This is a genomic window from Parabacteroides sp. AF27-14 (genome assembly GCF_003635425.1).
GTDB lineage: Bacteria > Bacteroidota > Bacteroidia > Bacteroidales > Tannerellaceae > Parabacteroides > Parabacteroides distasonis.
Genome location: NZ_QTLZ01000002.1, coordinates 170,932 through 191,042, shown reverse-complemented (window position 1 = coordinate 191,042; position 20,111 = coordinate 170,932). Strand labels below are relative to the sequence as shown.

Sequence of the window (20,111 nt, the reverse complement as noted above, 5' to 3'; positions counted from 1 at the left end):
CTCATTGTTCATTATTCATTGGATTCACTCATTCCCCTTTAACGCTTCTACGATCGGTTGCCGTGTCGTACGCCATGCCGGTATCCCGGCGCTTAATATATTCAGCAAGAACGTAAAGATAAGGGCGGAGATAAATAAGCCCGGTTTAATAAGCATAGGCGCCGTAAGGCTCACGTTCTCGCTCAACATGAAAGGCTTCCCTACCACCAGCAACACCATCGAGAGACCGATACCGATCACGCCACCGATCAAGGTCAGCACAAAGTTCTCCGATAAGATCTGCATCAAAAGATTCTGCCCCGTAGCCCCGAAAGCCTTACGTAAACCGATCTCTTCTTTCCGCTTCTGCACGGACGATTGGATCACGCCCGTTAAGTTCAGCGCCGGGACCAAGAGCAAAAAGAATAGGAAAGCGCCCGATCCGGCCAAGAAGGTAGGCCAGTCCACCTTTTGAAAAGCGCCGCTTCCCATGGCCGTATCCAACTGGGAAAGTAGCCCGGAAGGGAAACCTACGTTATAATCGGTCTTGCTGTCATTGTAGCGACGGACCTGTTGGTCTAGCTCCGAGCGTATGGCATCGAAGTCGGAAGAGGAACGAGCCAATAAGGCCACGCTGAAATAACCGGCCATATTCTCCCCATACTCCCCATTTACACGGGTCAGGGCCTCATTGCTGCTATAGGGTATCCATACCTGAGCGTAGGAGCTCATCAATGAAGAAGGTACGTCACGCACCACACCGCAGACGGTGAAAGTGATAAAATCCATCACGACCTGCCGCCCGACGGCCTGTCCCGTTCCGAACAAATCGGTCGCCACTTGTTCCGACAGCACCATCTTCGGTATACCGGATTGAAAATCAGCCTCGCTAAAGGGGCCCCCTTCCAAGAAAGGATGGTCGAATATTTTCCAATGGCCCGCGTCCGTATAACAAATCTCATACTCCTTGAAGAGCCGTCTATTGGGCAATGACAAGGAATGGCTATCACTACAATAGCCGGATACGGCCTCTGGTTTCCGCAAGGTGTAGAAACATTCCTTCACGACCTCGCTGGACATACCTCCACGGTTATACTCCGGGCCATTGGGATTTTTCGTACCGACTTCCGTACCCCAGACATACATAAACCTAGACCGATTGGACTCAGGGGCATATCCCGTGGATTTAATCTGGAACACCAATACCATCACCAACACCATGGCGATCGCAAGGGCCGTTCCCGAAATAGAGATTACGCTTACGAGCGTATTTTCACGCAGCATTTGAACCGCTTGTTTGATGTACTGCTTATACATAAATCTAATCGTTTGTTATTATTCTACATATTATTCGTAATGCAACGCCTCCGCCGGGACCATTCGGGTAACCTTGCGCACAGGCAACCAGATACCGAGGCAGATCATGCCGCTCATCATTAAATAAGTTATACCGAAAGAGATAGCGAAACGCCCCGTCGTAAACGGCAGGCGATAGGTATCTATAGCATCCGTCGCCACCATATTGATAGCGAAGAGGGCGATAAACGGAAGGGTTAACGCCAATAGGCAAAGACCTTCCAGATACAGATACCGCCGTAACGTGCCATCGTAAGCACCCAGCGCCATCCTCAAGCCGATCTCTCCCCGGCGATTCTGCGCACGGAGCCAGAACGTACCGATAATGCCGAAAAAGACGTTTACCAGCATGAAGGCCATCAAGGAGAACTTATTGCTCATCTCACGCCCCTTACCATCCAGATGAATATCCCGGAACTCCCTGATATTGCTGATGCCATAGACAAATAGATTGTCCGCCGCCAACCGGTCTCCCATCTCATTCAGAAAACGATTCATGTCGTCCCGTGTATAGTTTCTTTTCATCCGGACGCAAAGCTCCGCATTCCGGGCTCCAAACTGATTGACAGTCTCGTTAAACAATTCCCCCTCAAGGCTCTGGAAAAAACATGGCTCCGGAGATTTATACTCGTCGGTCCGGATAGAGGTTGATACGGAGGCGACCGTAAAGGTATTATCCAATTTACTATGCCTCACCTTCCTTCCACGAGCCAGCCGGCCATGATAAAACACGTCTGCCATCTCCTTGGACAAGACCAAGGCGTTATGTATCCCGGCGATCTCGTCCGCTACAGGTTTCCCCTCCGGAGTCTTGATCCGGAAAAGCTTGAAATATTCCGGGGTGACATTCCGGATCTGGAAATTCTCCCCAGATGTTAAGCTCGTGTCACCATCCAGAGGCTCTATCTCCCTCCAAGAATTTCCCATCGAGTAGGGACAGGAGTAATAAGTAGCGCAAACTTCCTCCACCTCGGACCATTGGCGTATTTGCGACATCAAGCGGGTCAGCTTCTCCGGCTCGGATAGCCCGGGAAGCGAATCCGAAGGGTTCCGTTCCTGCTCGCTTAACTTGAAACGCCATACGTTCGTGATATCGAATCCGAGGGGAGAGTAATAGGTTCGCGTGTCCACATAAAACATATCGACCATCAGCCAGAACACACCGGCCACCACCAACAACTCCGCGAATATCCAACCGTTACTTCGGCGCTGGTTCCATATTATACTTAGTATATGCTTGATCATATCATTCCTTTTCAGTAGTTATTTTTCACACGTTCGCATCCTTCAACGATTCCACGATCCGCTCCCTCGCTATCCGGAATGCGGGTAATCCCGAGCTTAGTACATTCAATACCAACGTAAAGAACAGGGCCGCCACAAACAACAAGGGCTGGAAAAGCATGCCAAAAGTTATCACCGTATCTTTTGTCAGCAAGAACGACCGGCCTACATAGAGCAATACGACCGACAAACCTACCCCCAAAACACCTCCTATCAACGTAATGATCAGGTTCTCGCAAACAACCTGCGTAAACAGACGTTCACCGGTAGCCCCAAAAGCCTTGCGAAGCCCCATCTCCGGCCGCCTTTTCTGTACGGCGGATTGTACGATCCCTGTCAGGTTCAAGGTCGGTACCAGCAGCAGGAACAGAAGCACCCAGCCAGTTGTCTTCAGGTATTCGCCCCAACCTACCCGGTTATAGCCATACCGACTACCGGAACCTAAGGCCAGTTCCAGATGGGTGAAAGGCTTGGGAATCGTCAAGATGAAATCCGCTTTGCCGGCGTTGTAGCGGGCTACCCCTTGCTGGATCTCCGCATATATGGAATCGATGTCCGAGAGCTTATGCGCCAAGATCTCCGCCCCGAAAGGGCCACACATCCCGTCGCAACCTCCGCTATTGGTGTACAGGGTATTCGCCGTATAAGGCATCCATACATCGGCGAATGCCTCGCTGGCCGCTTTCGACGGGCGCTTTACCACTCCCGCGATCGTGCAAGGCATCACGTTATTTACCAAGATATCACGACCGACCACGTCTTGGGTACCGAACAGGATACCCGCCAACTTATCGGAAATAACCACGTGAGGCAGACCGGAATTGAAATCGGCCTCCGTAAAAGGCTTGCCGGAAAGGAACTTGAAGTCAAATACTTTCCAAAAGGCGGGATCGGTATAATAGACAGTATATTCCTCGAACAATCGTTTACCCGGAATGGAGATAACGTGGCTATTCTGTGCCGTCACGGTTACGGCCTCGGGCTTTTTCAGCGTATAGAGGCATTCACGTATCGTCTCGGCGGAAAGGCCCGTATTGTTATTCTCGCTCCCATCCTTCGATTTAGTGTTCACGGAGTAGATATAAAGCATCCGGTCTCGCTTCGATACGGGGCTATAACCTACCAGCTTGATTTGGAATTGCAACACGACAACCAAGATCATGGCCACCGACAGCATCGTACCCAAGATAGAAACCACGCTTGTAAGACGATTCTCTCTCAGCGCATGGATGGCTTGTTTAAAGTATTGCTTGAACATCCTTTATTTCAATTTCAGTTTATTCTTTTCCTTGAAGCTTGTCATATCGGAAACGACTACCTCGTCGCCCGGTTCCAAGCCATTGACTACTTCGACATACTCAAAGTTGCTGTCTCCCAGCTGTACCTTCCGCTTGATCAATTGGTTTCCGTTGACAACAAACAACTCATACTCTCCTTTCCCGACGTAGAACGAGGCGTTGGAAATACGCAGCACATCGTCCTTGATGGCATTCATCACGTATACATCGGTCTTCAAACCGGAGCGCAAGCGGCGATGATTATCCTCCTCCAACTGTACCGTGAAAGAGATTACACCGTTCTTCGATAAGGGGGTAACATCGCTAACCACCCCATCCTGTTTATCGTTGCCGATCTTTACAACGGCTTTGCTACCGGCGGCGATCCGGTCACCATAGGTATCGGCGATCTCCCCCTCTATCTTGAAATGGGACAAGTCGGAGACGATAGCGACACGACTGCCTTGAGAGACTTGGGCACCTACCTCGTTGTTCACGTAGGTCAGGATCGCCTTGCGGGGAGAGCGTATCTGGGCGTCTTCCAAGGTACGCTTCGTCTCGGCTAGGCTCTTTCGGAAGATGTTCAGGTCGAGTTCTTTCACTTTATAATCGGCATCCGTCAAGGATTTCTCGTTCTCATATTTTTGCTCATCCTCTTTCAGTTTCAAGACGCTAACGTTATAGTCCAGTTCCACTTGACGGACCTTATCGGTCGTTCCGGCGCCTAGGCTATCCAGATAACGCTCGTTGCGCAACTCCACTTCCTTTCGGTTCAGTTCCATGCGAGAGACTTTCAATTGCATCTCCATCTCGGAAAGCTTATTGCGGTTTTGGATACGGAGTTGATCCAATTGGAGGCGTTTCATTTGCTCCTCGTCCAATTGTTTCTTATAATCCGTCTCGGCGCTGAGCAAGTCCAGTTTCAAGATCGGAGTACCTACATCCACGGAATCGCCTCCCTTTTTATAAATCTCGACGATACGGGAGTTGATCGGTGAGTTGATGATTTCCTCGAAAGCAGGAACCACCTTGCCTGACGCGCTAACGGAAACCTCGATCACTCCTTTATCTACCGTTGAAAAAACCAAGTCCTTCCGTTGCAGGCTGGTTTGCATGAAACCGATCACCCCGCCTATTAAGACAACGGCAATACCAATCCCCGCCCCCAGCTTTATAAACTGTTTACGCTGCTCCTTCTGCCGAACCTCTTTTGATATCTCTCTGTCCATATTTCGTTTGTTTTTATTTTCCACCCTCCAAAGAGCAAACCCCGTGCCAAAAACGTAAGTAACTGATTCTATGAGAATATCCATTTTTAGTACTGTTCGATTTCGGACACTGTGTTCGGTTTCGCTCAAAACTTTTCCGATAGGCCTGTTGTTCTATGCCCAAAACTTATAAACGCAAAATGTATGAACACAAGACTTATCCTATTCACATGTATAGCCGGTCTGACTCTCTTTTTCTCTGGCTGTAGCAAAAATGATGATGATCATCAAGGTATTATCCCTCTCCCCCCGGTAGAGAACGCTTTTCAAGAGAAATATCCCGATGCCAAGAACCCTGTTTTTGAGATCGAAGGTAACTATTATGTGGTAGATTTCAATAATGAAGGTTCCGAGACAACCGCTTGGTTCACGGATCAAGGCGTATGGATGATGGAAAAGATAGACATCTCTTTCGCCCAATTACCGGCAGCGGTATCCACCGCCTTCAAACAAGGCTTTTACTCAAATTGGACCGTGGATGACACGTACGCCATCAATCGCCTAAATATGGGAATCGTTTACAAGATCGAGGCGGAGCAGTCCAATAGCGAAGTAGACCTGTATTATTCACAGTATGGAAACCTGATCAAAGCCGTGGACGATGAGATCAATAATGACGCGCCGATCGTTATCCCGAAAGAGGTCAGCAACCTGATGGAGATCACTTTCGCCAACGCCGAGTTGCTGGATATCCAACAGAACAGCCTAGGTTACGAGCTGGATATGATCGATAACCAGATTTATAAAGTGGCGCAATTGAATAAGGATTACAGGTGGCAAAGTACCACATGGGCCATGTCCGAGCAAGAGGTTCCGCAGATCGTGATGCAAGGCTTCGAATCCTCCGCTTACGCTAGCGACAAGGTACAGTCCATATATACGTTATTGAATGCCAATGGCACCTTCTACCTATTCAAGGTTTCACATAACGGGCAGGACGAGACGATTACCTTTGATGTATTCGGGAATATCGTATAAAAAAGCCGCGCGATTCACAGCCGTCTCCGGACTTGAATCGCGCGGTTTGCGTTATATGATAATCAAGCTTATTTACTGATCAATTCCAAGGTCGCCCCTTTTACTCCCGGTGCGGAAGCCTCGAAATAGATCGTTCCCGGTTCCTCGGCCGTCTGCACGATAGCGGTAAGTTGCCCGCTAAACAGTTTCATTTCCGGAAGATGGAAGAGTTCCAGACTGGCGCTATTTCCATTTGCCGCCGCACGGTAGGCTCCGGCACCACGAACCTTAAACTGGATCTGTCGGGTATCATCCGGACAAAGGTTACCGTTCTTGTCTACGACTCTAACATTGATGAAAGAAAGGTCTTTTCCGTCAGCCGTCAATTGGTTACGATCGGCGGATAACTCAATATGATGCGGCTTCCCTGCGGTATGAACCTCCTCCTCGGCCACAGCGTTACCCTCCTTATCATAAGCGACCACCTTCAAAGTTCCCGGCTCGTATTTGGTATCCATCCACATCAAGCGATACCGTTTCTGGCGCTCGAAACTCTTTTGAGCCGCTTCGGTATAACTACTATCGATACCGATGCTTAGATCTTTCGTACGTTTCCCTTGGCTCTTTCCGTTGATAAACAATTCGGCGGAAGGATAATTGGTATAAACGAATACGGGTGTCACCTCGCCCTCACGTCCCGGCCATGTCCAATGCGGCAGGATATGCAAGGTCTTGGCGCTTTTGTTCCAATGACTACGGTATAGATAGTAACGATCCTTGGGGATACCCGCCAAATCGATAATACCGAACAAGGAGCTATGGCTTGGCCAATTCGTATAATAAGGAGTAGGCTCGCCCAGATAATCAAATCCTGTCCATACGAATTCCCCGATACAATACGGAAGGTCCTCATGCTGGATAAAATCGTCTTCCGGCAGATTAGACCAGTTGCAATGCTCCACGTCGTACGAGGAACTTTGGTGATCCTCATAGACAGCCATCGCCTTACGCTCTACCGGGAATTTATAAACCCCTCGTGAGCTAACTGTGGAGGCCGTCTCGCTTCCCAAGATTATTTGCTGAGGCAGTTTCTTATAATTCACTTGATAACGGAACGGACGATAATTGAATCCAGCCACATCCATCACCGCCGCCATATTATTATTCACGACGGCATCCGGGGCATCCATACCTTGCGTCACCGGACGAGTCGGGTCTTCCCGATGGCAGATATCCTGCAAGAACCTAGAGATCTTACAACCGCTCTCATCCCATTGGTTAGGCACCTCGTTACCGACGCACCACATCACGACGCTCGGGTTATTCCGGTAATGATGTACCAAATTCACGAGGTCTTTCTCCACCCATTCGTCGAAAATCAAATTATAGCCGTTCGCGCATTTCGCCTTGTTCCATTCGTCGAAGCTCTCTGCCATCAACATCATACCCATCTCATCGCAAGCCTTTACCAACTCGGGAGCCGGCATATTATGGGAAGTACGGATAGCGTTGCATCCCATGTCCTTCAAGATCCGGATCTGACGACGGATAGCGGCATCATTGACGGCAGCCCCTAACGGGCCTAAGTCATGGTGATTACAAACGCCTTTGAATACCGTCTTCTCACCATTCAAGAAAAAGCCTTTATTCGGAATGATCTCGATCGAACGGATACCGAATGGGGTCGTATAGAGATCTTTCAGTTGATCGCCCTCATATAAACGAGTCTCCGCAGAATACAAGGCAGGCATATCCGGCGACCATAAAGTCGGGGTCTGGATGATAAACTCTTGGGAGAGGCTATTATCATTGTACTTAATCTGTGAGAGAGGCGTAGTCTGCTCCGTCAACTTTTGCCCGTTCGGATTCCATACACTGGTTTTCACGCTATACTTGCTGGCATCGGCCCCTTCCGGCAGTACGATTTTCGTCTGTACATTGACTTTCGCAAATTCCTTCGTGGCGGTCGGGGTCGTAATATAAGTTCCCCAGACCGGGATATAGGCGTTTTCCGTCACGATTACATGTACATTCCTATATAGTCCCGCTCCCGGATACCAACGGGAGGATTCCGGCAAGTTCTCAAGGCGAACCGCCAAGGTGTTCTTTTTCCCCGGGATGAGCTGTTTCGTGATATCGAAATAGAAAGAATTATAGCCATACGGCCAATATCCAACCTCTTGCCCGTTCACGTAGACCTTGGCATGGCTCATCGCACCGTCGAACAGGATCGTGGCACGCTTCCCATCCGTAAATTGAGGAACCTCAAACTCGGTCCGGTACCAGCCGACTCCCACGAAAGGCAAACCTCCGGTTCGGCCGGCATGTTCCATGGCCTCCGTTTGTCCGTCTTGGGCGATAGCGACCTCTTGCTTATCATTCTGAGAGCTGAAAGGGCCGTAAATCGCCCAATCATGCGGAACGGTCACCGATTGCCACTTACTATCATTGAAAGTAGGATTGATAAACTCCGGGCGGTCTTCCCGGGTGAACTTCCAATTCTTTTCCAACAGGAACTCACTGCGTACTTGCGAGAAAAGCGCAGGGAAAAGGCAAAACAAACCGATCAAAATAGCGAAACTTGTTCTTTTCATTCGTTTTTTGTGTTTTTGTTATTCATAGCGGAACAAAAATAAGTATTTTTGTCTCCAATACAAACTAAATCAAAAGAATTGCACAGCATGTTGTTACAATTAGCTTTCGTTTTAATAGCCATTATTATAGGTGCCCGTATCGGTGGTATCGGATTAGGCGTGTTAGGAGGTCTCGGACTCGGTATACTCACCTTTGGATTCGGGCTCCAGCCCACTTCCCCTCCTATCGATGTCATGCTTATGATCGTTGCCGTAATAGCGGCAGCTAGTTGTATGCAAGCCGCTGGCGGACTTGATCTGATGGTTAAGTGGGCGGAGAAATTGCTTCGCAAGAATCCTCAACGAATCACGATATTAAGCCCGCTCGTCACCTATTTGTTTACCTTCATAGCCGGAACGGGGCATGTGGCTTATTCGGTCCTTCCGGTAATCGCCGAGGTCGCTACGGAAACGAAGATCCGTCCCGAACGTCCGATGGCGATCGCCGTGATCGCTTCCCAGCAGGCTATTACGGCCAGTCCGATATCGGCGGCTACGGTAGCCATGCTTAGTATGTTATCCGGATATCATATTTCCTTGATGAATATCCTTATGATATCTGTTCCTTGTACCTTATTGGGGGTATTGGCGGGAGCGATCTATTCTTTAAGGGTTGGTAAAGAATTGGATCAAGATCCGGAATACTTAAAGCGGGTAGCGAACCATGAGTTCAGCACGAAGCATTACGAGGCGAAAGGCGTTGAAAACCAAATGAAAGCGGCCTTATCGGTCTCTATATTTGTTCTCGCTACGATAGCGATCGTTATTTTTGGTTCTATGGAGTCCCTACGTCCGGTCTTTACCGTCGGCACGGAAAAGGTCTCGATGCAGATGTCACATATTATTGAGGTATTAATGTTGACAGCCTCCGCTTTCATCTTATTATTTACAAAAACAGATGGTATCAAGGCCGCACAGGGTTCCGTTTTTTCCGCAGGCATGCAAGCGGTGGTAGCGATCTTCGGTATCGCTTGGATGGGAGATACATTTATCGCCGGCAATATGACTGAATTAAAGGGATCTATCGAGCATATAGTTACACAGATGCCTTGGTTATTCGGATTGGCCCTTTTCGTAATGTCCATTTTATTATTTAGCCAAGCGGCTACCATTCGTGCGTTATTGCCGCTAGGGATCGCATTGGGAATCTCACCCTATATGTTGATCGCTTTATTCCCCGCCGTAAACGGTTATTTCTTCATCCCAAACTACCCGACAGTCGTAGCCGCCATCAACTTCGATCGTACAGGCACGACCCGCATCGGTAAATACATCTTGAACCATTCTTTCATGATGCCGGGATTGATAGCGACCGGGGTTTCTGTAGGATTGGGGTTACTATTCATTCAATTCATATAATAAGAAAGCAAAAATAGAGACGCAGCATACACGCTACGTCTCTACACCCCACACCATATATCATATTATATTACTTCAACAATTTTTCCTGAATCAACTGCTTTAACTCCAGTTTTCCCATCGTGCCGATCATCATCTCACGGGGGCCGTCTAGCGGGCAAAACATCAAAGTGGGAATCGTTCGGATATTAAAGGCTGTCTCGAGTGCCTCCTCTTGATCTACATCCACCTTATAAATATAAATCTTCCCATCAAATTCTTTGGCAAACTCATCCAATATAGGGCTTAAGCGTTTGCAATAACCGCACCAAGGAGCGTGAAAATCTATGAGGCAAGGACGACTTCCTATATATTTCCAATCTTTGGGATTCGCCTCAAAATCACCGACATTGGCGATAAAACCATCTTTCATTAAATCGATCACTACCATACTTCTCTATATTTTGATTTATAATATAACAAAGATAAGTATGAATAGGTTGCGGTATTTTTTATACTTTCGCGGCATCGTTTTAACAACAGACAGAATGCTCACACTTGATAAAATTTATCAGGCATCATATGCCTTGAAGACAGTCATCAGACGCACTGATTTAATCAGCGCTCCCAATATCAATCCGGAATCCCATATTTTTCTAAAACCAGAGAACTTACAAGTAACCGGATCGTTTAAAGTGCGCGGCGCTTGTTTCAAGATCGCCCAGCTTACGGAAGAAGAGAAATCGCATGGCGTAGTGGCTTGCTCGGCAGGAAACCATGCCCAAGGTGTGGCATTAGCGGCTACCGCTCATGGTATCAAGTCCTTAATCTGCTTGCCCGATAACGCTCCTATCTCTAAAGTCGAGGCTACTAAATCTTATGGGGCAGATGTATGCCTTGTCGAAGGTGTTTACGATGACGCCTATAACAAGGCTTTACAATTGAAGGATGAGAAAGGATACACATTTATCCATCCGTTTGATGATGAGGATGTGATCGCCGGACAAGGGACCATCGGTTTGGAGTTATTGGAACAACTCCCGGAAGTAGAGGCCGTAATCATTCCGATCGGAGGGGGTGGGCTGATCTCCGGAGTCGCCTATGCCATCAAGAACTTGAACCCGAATATCAGAGTTTACGGAGTGCAAGCCAAAGGAGCGCCCAGCATGTTAAACTCTATCGAGCATGGGAAAATCGAACGCCTCGAAGGTGTCCGTACCATAGCCGACGGTATCGCCGTAAAAGAACCGGGAATACATACTTTCGATCTTTGCCAGCAATATGTGGACGAGATCGTATCCGTGACAGACGATGAGATTTCCACCGCTATCCTCGCGTTGATCGAGCAACATAAATTAATCGCCGAAGGGGCGGGTGCCGTAGCCGTGGCCGCCGCCATGTTTAATAAAGTACCCATCAAAGGGAAAAAAGTAATCTGTTTGATTTCCGGCGGAAATATCGACGTGAATATCCTTTCCCGGGTAATCGGACGTGGTTTGCAGAAATCCGGCCGCTCTTGTTCCATGACGATCGAATTGGTAGACAAACCCGGACAACTACAGCACGTATCTGAAATCATTGCCTCTACCGGCGCTAACGTAGTATCCGTATATCACGAGCGTGTCAGCCATACGGCTGATATCAATGGCTGTTATCTGCGGTTGGAGATGGAAACAAGGAATCAACAGCAGATTAATGAGATCCGGCAATTACTCACCGTTTCGGGATATAAGATAGTGGAAGGATAAACAATTCGCCCCTAAGCATACAATTGATTGGCAAACCATTACTGTGCCACTACTTTCCATAGGCGTGGCACAGCCGTGCCATCTTAGTGGCACACTTGTGCCATCCTTATGGCATAGCTGTGCCATCACGGTGGCACAAGCGTGCCCTAAGAATGGCACAAGCTAAATATTAATATATTGTCTTAATGTATTCACATACTCCTCCATCGCCAAGCGTCCTTTATCTGTGATCCGGCAAACCGTTCGGGGCTTCTTCCCGGCAAACCCCTTCTCGATCTCGATATAACCAGCTTCATTAAGTTTGTCCAATTGGACGCTGAGATTTCCTGCGGTAGCGCTCGTCTTCTCCTTGATATAGACAAACTCCGCCTCCTCCACCGATAGTAAAATGGACATCACCGCTAGCCGGAGTTGGGAATGCAATAAAGGATCTAATTCTTTAAACATTGTTTTTTAGCTTTATTATTAAGAATATGCCCGGGAATAATCATCATTACCACAAATGAAAGGCCAAAATACAAATACCATAAAACCGTGACAGGATCATGATTTATCAAACTCATCAGCATGTGGATAACTAAAACGAAAGCAACCACCGGAGAGTAAATCATCCATTTCTCCCGCAAGATAATGCCATTTATAGATACCCCTAATCCACAATATAATAACGATAAAGGAAGCATCAATATAAAATTGACGGATTGCCCATAAAGCGCACAAAATACCGCGATCAAGACGAACGTCAGTCCAAACATACAGCCAAACACTTGCCATACCTTGGAGATCGTCTTGTCCGTATAAGTCACCACGGCCGGCTCACAACCTCTTTGCTTATATGAAATAACTGGTCCGACAGCAAACATGAGCATCCATCCCCAAGACCAAATATAATTTTGAGTACACAATATCAAGGAGGATATCACGACCGATAAGAGCACGGTAAAATATCCCCAATAAAGTAACACATTGCCACTCCCTACTTTCATGTTTCGCTTACTGGAGTTAATCATCTGAGTGATAATATCCAGACTTTCTTTTTCTGATAATTTTCTATCTTCCATAATTGTATTTATTTTATGTTATTTTTCATTCAGGCGACTCCGTTCGGAACCGGAACCTATCTCAATCTTACTCTTCCTTACTTTCTTTCCGCTATTGAAATTCCATGTCAACGCAACCTTAAAGACCCTTCCAGTAAGTCCGTTTTCATAACGGGATGATGTTCGATAAACATCCAACGTACTGGCGTACTCATTGGCTTGGTTAAAGATATTATCGACTGAAACTGCCAACAATAGCTTATCATTAAATAGTTTCTTTCTCGCCATTACTCCAACCGTATGCCGGGGGGCGACCTCGCTATTACCGGAATATAGCCGGCTCGTTCCACTATACCGGGCCTCCACCGTAAAACCTGCCGGCAATGCAAAGGTAGCGATCGCATTGGCAAACCCTAAATAATGAGACAAGAAAGAAGACAATTCCGTCATCCGGATATCCTGCCGTACGCCTATGAAATTCCCTGTCAAGTTACACCAAGTAAAGGGTTGATACGGCAAGCTGACCGCTACAAACCAATGGTTTTCCCGATCGTGATTTTCATACGTGATATAGGATACATCGGGATTCGCCACATCTTGTTTACAGAACTCCCGGATCAAGTCGTGGTGCAAGTTTCCTCCTACAGTCACCGTATAACGATAATTATAAACCAACGTTACACTGAAACGATTGATATAAGTAGGACGCAGATAGGGATTCCCGATCTGGTAGCTATAGTCCGAACTCTGTATACGATTCGGATTCAAGGTATAGAACGGAGGACGTTCGATATTACGAGCATATTGCCCGACCAGCATCCACCTCTTGATGGGATCGAACGCATAGGTCACGCTCAAGTTCGGAAAAAGATCCAGATAATCCCGACTAAAATCCTCACTTCTATCCGACGTCTTGGAATATTCCGCACGTACCCCCGCAGCAAACGACCAGTTCTTGATCTCCGCAGAGAAAGAGGCGTAAGCTCCTACTATATTTTCATTATATCTCAAGGTATATCCATATTCCTCATTTGGAATCCAGCTACCACTAGAGGTTACCCCCTCATACAAGGAATGATCATCCATCAATGTATAGGCATATTTGGTCCCGATTTTCAAAGACATTTTTTCACGCAAATTCTTTTGGAAAGAAATATCGGTTGTCGCCATATCATAATCCGCCGCCGCATGACTCCGGTAAACCGTGTCATAGCTCCAACTAGACTGTTCATAACAGATCGTATGGAAATTATCCCCGGTCGATCGCTTACTTACGTAATCGGCTATGACCTTAAATACCGAGCCTCGATCATCCATTTCGCGTAAGTAATTGACCGTAGCGGAAAACGTGTTATAATCATCCTTCTGTCGATAATTCCCCGTACTCTTCATAGGATAAGAGTTCTTTACTAAATCCGTTTGACTCCAAGATGTTCCATCCGAAGCTTGATTGATATATTCGATCTCAGCTCCGACACTATTCAGCGAATCGATCTCGAAAATAGCCCCGACACGTCCATTCCCATATTTGGAATCCGTATCATACAAAGATTGAGACACAAACTTATTCCCCACCGTTCCGTATTCCCTGTTGGAGTTGATCTCTCCTTTATCCCGGGGAGTAAAAGTACCCGATACCGCTCCATTCAAGCTCCATTTCCCGACACGTGCATTTACGGACGCCGATGGAATATACCCTTGTAAAGATGGAGACAATGACGTACTTAAAGATACATATCCTTGCATACCGTTATCCGGACGTCGCCGCAATGAGATCTTGATCACTCCACCCTTAGTTGAGGCCTCATACTCAACTCCCGCGATCGGTATTACCTCAATCCTTTTTATATCCTCCGATTTCAAAGACCGCAAATAAGCCAGTAGCTCCTCTCCCGTTAAACGAATCTCACGATCATCCACAAACACCTTCGTTCCTTGCGCCCCGTTTATCGAGATAGTTTCATCCGAGAGCCAGACACCCGGTGCCTGTGATAATAATTCCGTACCATCCTTTCCGGCAGATGGCATGACCGACATGATAAAGCGGTCCGCCTTCCGCTCGATATTCTTCGCTTGAACAACAACTTCCCTCAGAACATGGTTCGATAGATCTAGAATCAAGGAATCCCGCCGTTTTATCGGCAAGATCAGCTCTTTCCGTAAAGGCTCGTATCCGAGGCATTGAACAACAAGCCTATACTTCCCAGCCTCCGCCTCCATGCTAAAATCGCCATCACTATTGGCCACGGCACCCCCTACCTGTTTTTCTCCCGATAAAAGCACAGCGGTCGCATATTCCACGGCATTTCCCTCCGCATCGGAAACATGGGCTTTATAAACCGTTTGTCCCGAGATCTTTTGAGCACGACCCCCGCCTATCGCCAAAATCCAGAGCGATAGTAGTAAAAACCGTACCATGGCTCTATTGATTTACCGGATAATACAGTTTTAATTTGAAAGTCGCTTCCTCATCCTTCACCTCGCAACTTTTCAACACATATCCTTCCGCAGGCCCTTTTCCTTCCAGCATATCCATTTGCCAATTCTCGTTCTCGTCATGGAATACGGACAGATCAAACTTTTCCCAATCCACGTTTTCCAGCCGGATCGTAACCTTTCCTTTCTCAGACTTCGCCATGCCATAAACAGGCTTGGTATCTTTTCCTGACTGAGCCATAACTAGGATATTCCCATGGTTACCACGTATATTTCCAATCTCTACAATAATAGTACGTGCCTCTATGCAACCACATACCAACATGAATAAAGATAATATGAATAAAACTCGTCTCATTTTAGTATCCTCCTCTTAATTATTATCACTGTTACTACAAACAAGTTTATTTTATAAACCATCCATGGATAAAAAAATGCAAAGGAGCTGCGCATCACTCTTTGCACATCACAAATATAGACAAGTTTATTTTATAAACCAAATAATATTATAAAATATTCCAATAAAAATTTGACTCTGCAAAATACAGCCAAAATCCCCCACTAACCCTCCTAGAAAACACGTACATGCTTTCAAAACAACTATTTTAAGTTTGAAACAAAGCAACTTTTTCGCTACATTGCGCACATTTAGAATATATATGAACAGGACCAACATACAAATAACTAAAGATATGAACGAACGAATAATTGCTATACAAGCAGATATTACGACATTGGATGTAGACGCCATCGTAAATGCCGCGAACAATAGCTTATTGGGAGGTGGCGGCGTAGACGGTGCCATCCATTGGGCCGCCGGTCCGGAACTCCTTGACGAATGCCGGACTTTACAAGGATGCCCGACCGGAGAGGCGAAGATAACGAAAGGTTATCGATTGAAAGCCCGTCATGTCATACACACCGTCGGTCCCATCTACCGAAACGGACAACACGGAGAGCCGGAGCTACTGGAAAATTGTTATCGAAACTCCTTGCGATTGGCGAAAGAGAACAGACTGAGAACAATCGCTTTCCCATCAATAAGCACCGGCGTATATGGCTATCCTATCGAGGAGGCGGCACGGATAGCGATCCGCACGATCGATTCCTTCCTAAAAGAGAATCCGGAAATCCAGCAAGTCACGATGTGCTGTTTCTCCGGATACGACAAATCGGTTTATACGAAAGCGCTGGAACAAATCACAACTCACGAGCCGTAATGTGGAAACACCCTTGCTTGCGTTCGTGCTTGATATAGCAACGATCCGCCCTGCGCAAATCACGAAGCACGGAGGCAAGCACCATTTTCAAGCGGTCCTTATCAATATTTAAGGTATCTTTCTCATCTATCTTAGTATAGCGTACCCATGATACATCGAACGTAGTTCCGTATTGGTGGGCAGAGTTGAGAGAAGAGTTCGTATTCCTTTTTCTCAATTTCTTGACATCGGCAACCGTACGGGTTACACTGGTTACCTTTATTTTATAGATGGAAGCATTCAAGTTTTTCAATGAGTCTTGGAAGTTTTTCCCGATATCCTCCAGCAGATTAGCGGCTTCCGGCACCAAATACGGAATAGAGTGCGTCAACTCCTCTACCTCGTAATAGTCATTCGTCTTGATCTCCACCATATCCCGGGAGGCGTGCTCCGCTCCTTCCCTCGAAGAGACAGGCTCTATGCCGATCTTCTTCGCGACGGACAAATGAACGTCATTCAAATCATTAAAATCACGATTATAGCTTCCATTGTACCAAATCTTCTTCAATTCACCTCTTTTCTCCTTACAAGAAGAAAAAGCCGTCGCCGACACGATCACGACCAGCAACAACATCACATTAAACACAGTCTTCATCTTCATTACCTTCGTTTTGCCTGACAAACATACGGAAAAATCCGAAATTACCCCTTAACTCCAATTAGTTTTTCTCTAAATGGTAGACGGACGGCTGAAAGATGTGTTCCCGTGAAATAAAACTTCTCCCTTTGCATCAATGGATAAAGAATATTACTAATTTTGTAACTTGATTCGAATAATAAAAAATAGCACATCTTTTTGAAGCGTAATTTAATAAAAGGAATAGCGGATGATTGAAAGAATTTATATTCTTGAAAGCGTAGACCCGGTAATTTTCTACGGTGTGAATAACTCTAATATGCAATTGATCAAGACATTGTTTCCGAAATTGCGTATCGTTGCCCGTGGAAATGTGATGAAAGTGATTGGAGATGAGGATGAGTCCGAGCTTTTTCTCAAGAAAATCCGTGAGGTGGAAAAATACTGTGAGGAGTTTAACTCGCTCTCCGAAGACGTGATTCTGGATATTATCAAAGGAAAAGGTCCCACGGTCGTGAAGCAGGAGAACCTGATCATCCACGGCATGAATGGCAAGCCGATTACCGCACGTACCGAGAATCAACAGTTATTGGTAAAGGCTTTCGAGAACAACGATCTGGTTTTCGCCACAGGACCCGCCGGTTCGGGCAAAACATTCGTCGCTATCGCCCTAGCCGTAAAAGCATTAAAGAATAAGGAAGTACGGAAGATCATCTTAAGCCGTCCCGCCGTGGAAGCCGGAGAAAAACTGGGTTTCTTGCCGGGTGAGATGAAAGATAAGCTAGATCCCTATCTGCAACCGCTTTACGATGCCTTGCAGGATATGATACCGGCAGCTAAGCTGAAGGAATATATGGAGAATAACGTGATACAGATCGCCCCGCTAGCGTTTATGCGCGGTCGTACCTTAAACGACGCCGTCATTATATTGGACGAGGCGCAAAACACGACGACGCATCAAATCAAGATGTTCTTGACCCGCTTGGGTATGAACGCCAAGATGATCGTCACCGGAGATGTCACGCAGATAGACCTTCCGCCTTCTACCACGTCCGGATTGATACAGGCCATGCAAATATTGAAGGGCGTAAACGGGATCGGTAAGATCGAGTTCACCAAGAAAGATATTGTCCGGCATAAACTTGTCCAACGAATCGTAGAGGCTTATGATAAGTTCGATGATAAACGGAAGAAAGAGATCAAAGAGGCAAAAGAGAAGAAAACGAATATAGACAACAACTAAAAGTAAGAGTCATGAAGAAGGCATTAGTTAAAACAGACTTCAATTTCCCGCGACAAAAGAGCGTATACCATGGGAAAGTACGCGACGTATACAACATCAATGACGAGGTATTGGTAATGGTCGCTACAGACCGTATTTCCGCTTTCGATGTTATCTTGCCGGAAGGTATTCCTTACAAGGGACAAATGTTAAACCAGATCGCCGCCAAGTTCCTTGACGCTACGACTGATATTTGTCCGAACTGGAAAATGGCTACTCCGGACCCGATGGTAACGGTTGGCGTTCAATGCCAAGGTTTCCCGGTTGAGATGATCGTACGCGGTTATCTGTGCGGAAGCGCATGGCGTGCTTATAAGAGCGGCGTGCGTGAGATCTGCGGCGTGAAACTACCGGAGGGTATGCGTGAGAACCAACGTTTCCCCGAACCCATCATCACCCCGACCACAAAGGCTGAGATCGGAGAGCATGATCAAGATATCTCTAAAGAGGAGATTCTCGCTAAAGGTTTGGTCTCTAAAGAGGACTACGAGGTTCTTGAGAAATATACGATGGCCTTGTTTAAACGCGGTACCGAGATCGCTAAGGAACGTGGCTTGATCTTGGTTGACACGAAATATGAGTTCGGTCATCGTGACGGCAAGATCTATTTGATCGACGAGATCCATACTCCGGATTCCTCCCGTTATTTCTACTCAGAAGGATACGAGGATCGTTTTGCCAAAGGGGAACCGCAGAAGCAACTTTCCAAGGAGTTCGTCCGCGAATGGTTGATGGAAAATGGCTTCCAAGGTAAATCCGGACAGAAAGTTCCTGAAATGACACCGGAGATCGTAGAAGGAATCAGCAACCGATATATCGAATTGTTCGAGCATATCACAGGGGAGACTTTCGTAAAAGGCGAGACTGATAACTTGCTGAACCGCATCGAGAAAAACGTTACCGAATATTTACAGAATAAATAAGATACCGCACATGACACAGTATGGTTCAGAGACAATACTTCCTTATAACAAAGAGGAACAAAAGGGCACGCAAGTCAAACGTATGTTCGACTCGATAGCCGAAACGTATGATCAACTCAACCATACTCTCTCATTTGGTATCGACAAGATATGGCGCAGGAAAGGGATCGCTTTCCTGCGTCCTTTCTCTCCTAAAACGATACTGGATATCGCTACCGGTACCGGAGACTTGGCTATCTCCATGTACAAAAAGCTGCGACCCGACCATATCGTCGGTGCCGACATCTCGTTAGGCATGATGGAAGTGGGACGGAAAAAAGTAGCTGCCGCCGGTTATTCGGAGTATATATCCTTCGAGCAACAGGACTGTACGGCCTTGACCTACGAGGAAAACTCGTTCGATGCCGTAACCGCCGCTTTCGGGGTTCGTAATTTTGAGAACATAGAGCAAGGTATCTCAGAGATGTACCGGGTGCTGAAACCCGGTGGGCATATCATGATCTTGGAACTTTCCACACCGGAACATTTTCCCATGAGACAACTCTACCAGATCTATTCAAAGACCGTCATCCCCTTTATCGGACGTCTACTCTCTAAAGAAAAAGTCGCGTATAATTATTTGCCGGCTTCCATCAAGGTAGTTCCTCAGGGAAAGGTCATGACGGATTTACTCACCCGCCAAGGCTTCAAGCAGGCCCGTGTACGGACCTTTACCTTCGGGATCTGTTCATTATATACAGGATCTAAAGAATAA

The 20,111-nt window shown here is 46.8% G+C and carries 18 protein-coding genes; 7 read left to right on the top strand and 11 right to left on the bottom strand.

Annotation, left to right across the window (positions count from 1 at the left end):
• Positions 1 to 24 precede the first annotated feature (24 nt).
• The 4 genes from DWY79_RS03070 to DWY79_RS03055 are packed head-to-tail and all read right to left on the bottom strand — an operon-like array spanning position 25 to position 5,125.
• On the bottom strand, positions 25 to 1,296 hold the full coding sequence (locus DWY79_RS03070) for an ABC transporter permease (protein WP_005864755.1): 1,272 nt from the start codon (positions 1,294 to 1,296) through the stop codon (positions 25 to 27).
• A 30-nt stretch (positions 1,297 to 1,326) separates the two neighbouring features.
• Complete coding sequence (locus DWY79_RS03065; protein WP_005864752.1) at positions 1,327 to 2,580, bottom strand: ABC transporter permease; 1,254 nt, start codon at positions 2,578 to 2,580, stop codon at positions 1,327 to 1,329.
• 25 nt (positions 2,581 to 2,605) lie between these two features.
• Entirely contained in the window at positions 2,606 to 3,877 is a 1,272-nt protein-coding gene (locus DWY79_RS03060) for an ABC transporter permease (protein ID WP_005864750.1), read from the bottom strand.
• A gap of 3 nt (positions 3,878 to 3,880) precedes the next feature.
• Positions 3,881 to 5,125 carry an efflux RND transporter periplasmic adaptor subunit gene (locus DWY79_RS03055; RefSeq protein WP_122368834.1) on the bottom strand — a complete coding sequence of 415 codons (1,245 nt, stop codon included), beginning with the start codon at positions 5,123 to 5,125 and terminating at the stop codon, positions 3,881 to 3,883.
• A gap of 183 nt (positions 5,126 to 5,308) precedes the next feature.
• On the opposite strand from DWY79_RS03055, the gene DWY79_RS03050 reads away from it, so the two are divergent.
• A complete protein-coding gene (locus DWY79_RS03050; RefSeq protein WP_122368833.1) occupies positions 5,309 to 6,142 on the top strand; it encodes a PepSY-like domain-containing protein in 834 nt (277 codons plus the stop codon).
• 68 nt (positions 6,143 to 6,210) lie between these two features.
• On the opposite strand, the gene galB is transcribed toward DWY79_RS03050, so the two are convergent.
• On the bottom strand, positions 6,211 to 8,715 hold the full coding sequence (gene galB / locus DWY79_RS03045) for a beta-galactosidase GalB (RefSeq protein ID WP_121961154.1): 2,505 nt from the start codon (positions 8,713 to 8,715) through the stop codon (positions 6,211 to 6,213).
• Positions 8,716 to 8,802: 87 nt separating this feature from the next.
• Between galB and DWY79_RS03040 the strand changes: the two genes are divergently transcribed.
• Positions 8,803 to 10,113: an anaerobic C4-dicarboxylate transporter family protein gene (locus DWY79_RS03040; protein WP_122368832.1), complete on the top strand. Its 1,311-nt coding sequence runs from the start codon at positions 8,803 to 8,805 to the stop codon at positions 10,111 to 10,113.
• A gap of 70 nt (positions 10,114 to 10,183) precedes the next feature.
• Here the strand turns inward: DWY79_RS03040 and DWY79_RS03035 are convergent, their stop codons facing one another.
• Complete coding sequence (locus DWY79_RS03035; RefSeq protein ID WP_122368831.1) at positions 10,184 to 10,543, bottom strand: thioredoxin domain-containing protein; 360 nt, start codon at positions 10,541 to 10,543, stop codon at positions 10,184 to 10,186.
• Positions 10,544 to 10,640: 97 nt separating this feature from the next.
• Here DWY79_RS03035 and ilvA point away from each other — a divergent pair, with 97 nt between their 5' ends.
• Positions 10,641 to 11,840: a threonine ammonia-lyase gene (ilvA, locus tag DWY79_RS03030; protein WP_008773447.1), complete on the top strand. Its 1,200-nt coding sequence runs from the start codon at positions 10,641 to 10,643 to the stop codon at positions 11,838 to 11,840.
• 162 nt (positions 11,841 to 12,002) lie between these two features.
• Here ilvA and DWY79_RS03025 read toward each other — a convergent pair whose 3' ends face one another.
• From DWY79_RS03025 to DWY79_RS03010, 4 genes are read right to left on the bottom strand one after another with little or no spacing between them, the layout of a single operon-like run.
• Complete coding sequence (locus tag DWY79_RS03025; RefSeq protein ID WP_005864739.1) at positions 12,003 to 12,287, bottom strand: transcriptional regulator; 285 nt, start codon at positions 12,285 to 12,287, stop codon at positions 12,003 to 12,005.
• Complete coding sequence (locus DWY79_RS03020) at positions 12,272 to 12,901, bottom strand: hypothetical protein (RefSeq protein WP_005864737.1); 630 nt, start codon at positions 12,899 to 12,901, stop codon at positions 12,272 to 12,274. The genes DWY79_RS03025 and DWY79_RS03020 overlap by 16 nt, the downstream gene beginning before the upstream one ends.
• An 18-nt stretch (positions 12,902 to 12,919) precedes the next feature.
• On the bottom strand, positions 12,920 to 15,298 hold the full coding sequence (locus tag DWY79_RS03015; RefSeq protein ID WP_122368830.1) for an outer membrane beta-barrel family protein: 2,379 nt from the start codon (positions 15,296 to 15,298) through the stop codon (positions 12,920 to 12,922).
• Between the two features lie 4 nt (positions 15,299 to 15,302).
• Positions 15,303 to 15,674: a DUF2141 domain-containing protein gene (locus DWY79_RS03010; protein ID WP_008773449.1), complete on the bottom strand. Its 372-nt coding sequence runs from the start codon at positions 15,672 to 15,674 to the stop codon at positions 15,303 to 15,305.
• A gap of 334 nt (positions 15,675 to 16,008) precedes the next feature.
• On the opposite strand from DWY79_RS03010, the gene DWY79_RS03005 reads away from it, so the two are divergent.
• Positions 16,009 to 16,536 (top strand): O-acetyl-ADP-ribose deacetylase, encoded by a 528-nt coding sequence (locus tag DWY79_RS03005; RefSeq protein WP_057329027.1) that lies wholly within the window; start codon positions 16,009 to 16,011, stop codon positions 16,534 to 16,536.
• Here DWY79_RS03005 and DWY79_RS03000 read toward each other — a convergent pair.
• The gene (locus DWY79_RS03000; RefSeq protein WP_008773450.1) at positions 16,517 to 17,176 is read right to left on the bottom strand and encodes a DUF5715 family protein; all 660 of its coding nucleotides are present in this window, start codon (positions 17,174 to 17,176) and stop codon (positions 16,517 to 16,519) included. The two genes, DWY79_RS03005 and DWY79_RS03000, sit on opposite strands and share 20 nt — an antisense overlap.
• Positions 17,177 to 17,402: 226 nt before the next feature.
• Between DWY79_RS03000 and DWY79_RS02995 the strand changes: the two genes are divergently transcribed.
• From DWY79_RS02995 to ubiE, 3 genes are read left to right on the top strand one after another with little or no spacing between them, the layout of a single operon-like run.
• Positions 17,403 to 18,395: a PhoH family protein gene (locus DWY79_RS02995; RefSeq protein WP_005854625.1), complete on the top strand. Its 993-nt coding sequence runs from the start codon at positions 17,403 to 17,405 to the stop codon at positions 18,393 to 18,395.
• Positions 18,396 to 18,406: 11 nt separating this feature from the next.
• Positions 18,407 to 19,357 carry a phosphoribosylaminoimidazolesuccinocarboxamide synthase gene (locus tag DWY79_RS02990; RefSeq protein ID WP_005864727.1) on the top strand — a complete coding sequence of 317 codons (951 nt, stop codon included), beginning with the start codon at positions 18,407 to 18,409 and terminating at the stop codon, positions 19,355 to 19,357.
• A 10-nt stretch (positions 19,358 to 19,367) separates the two neighbouring features.
• A complete protein-coding gene (gene ubiE / locus DWY79_RS02985) occupies positions 19,368 to 20,111 on the top strand; it encodes a bifunctional demethylmenaquinone methyltransferase/2-methoxy-6-polyprenyl-1,4-benzoquinol methylase UbiE (protein ID WP_008773451.1) in 744 nt (247 codons plus the stop codon).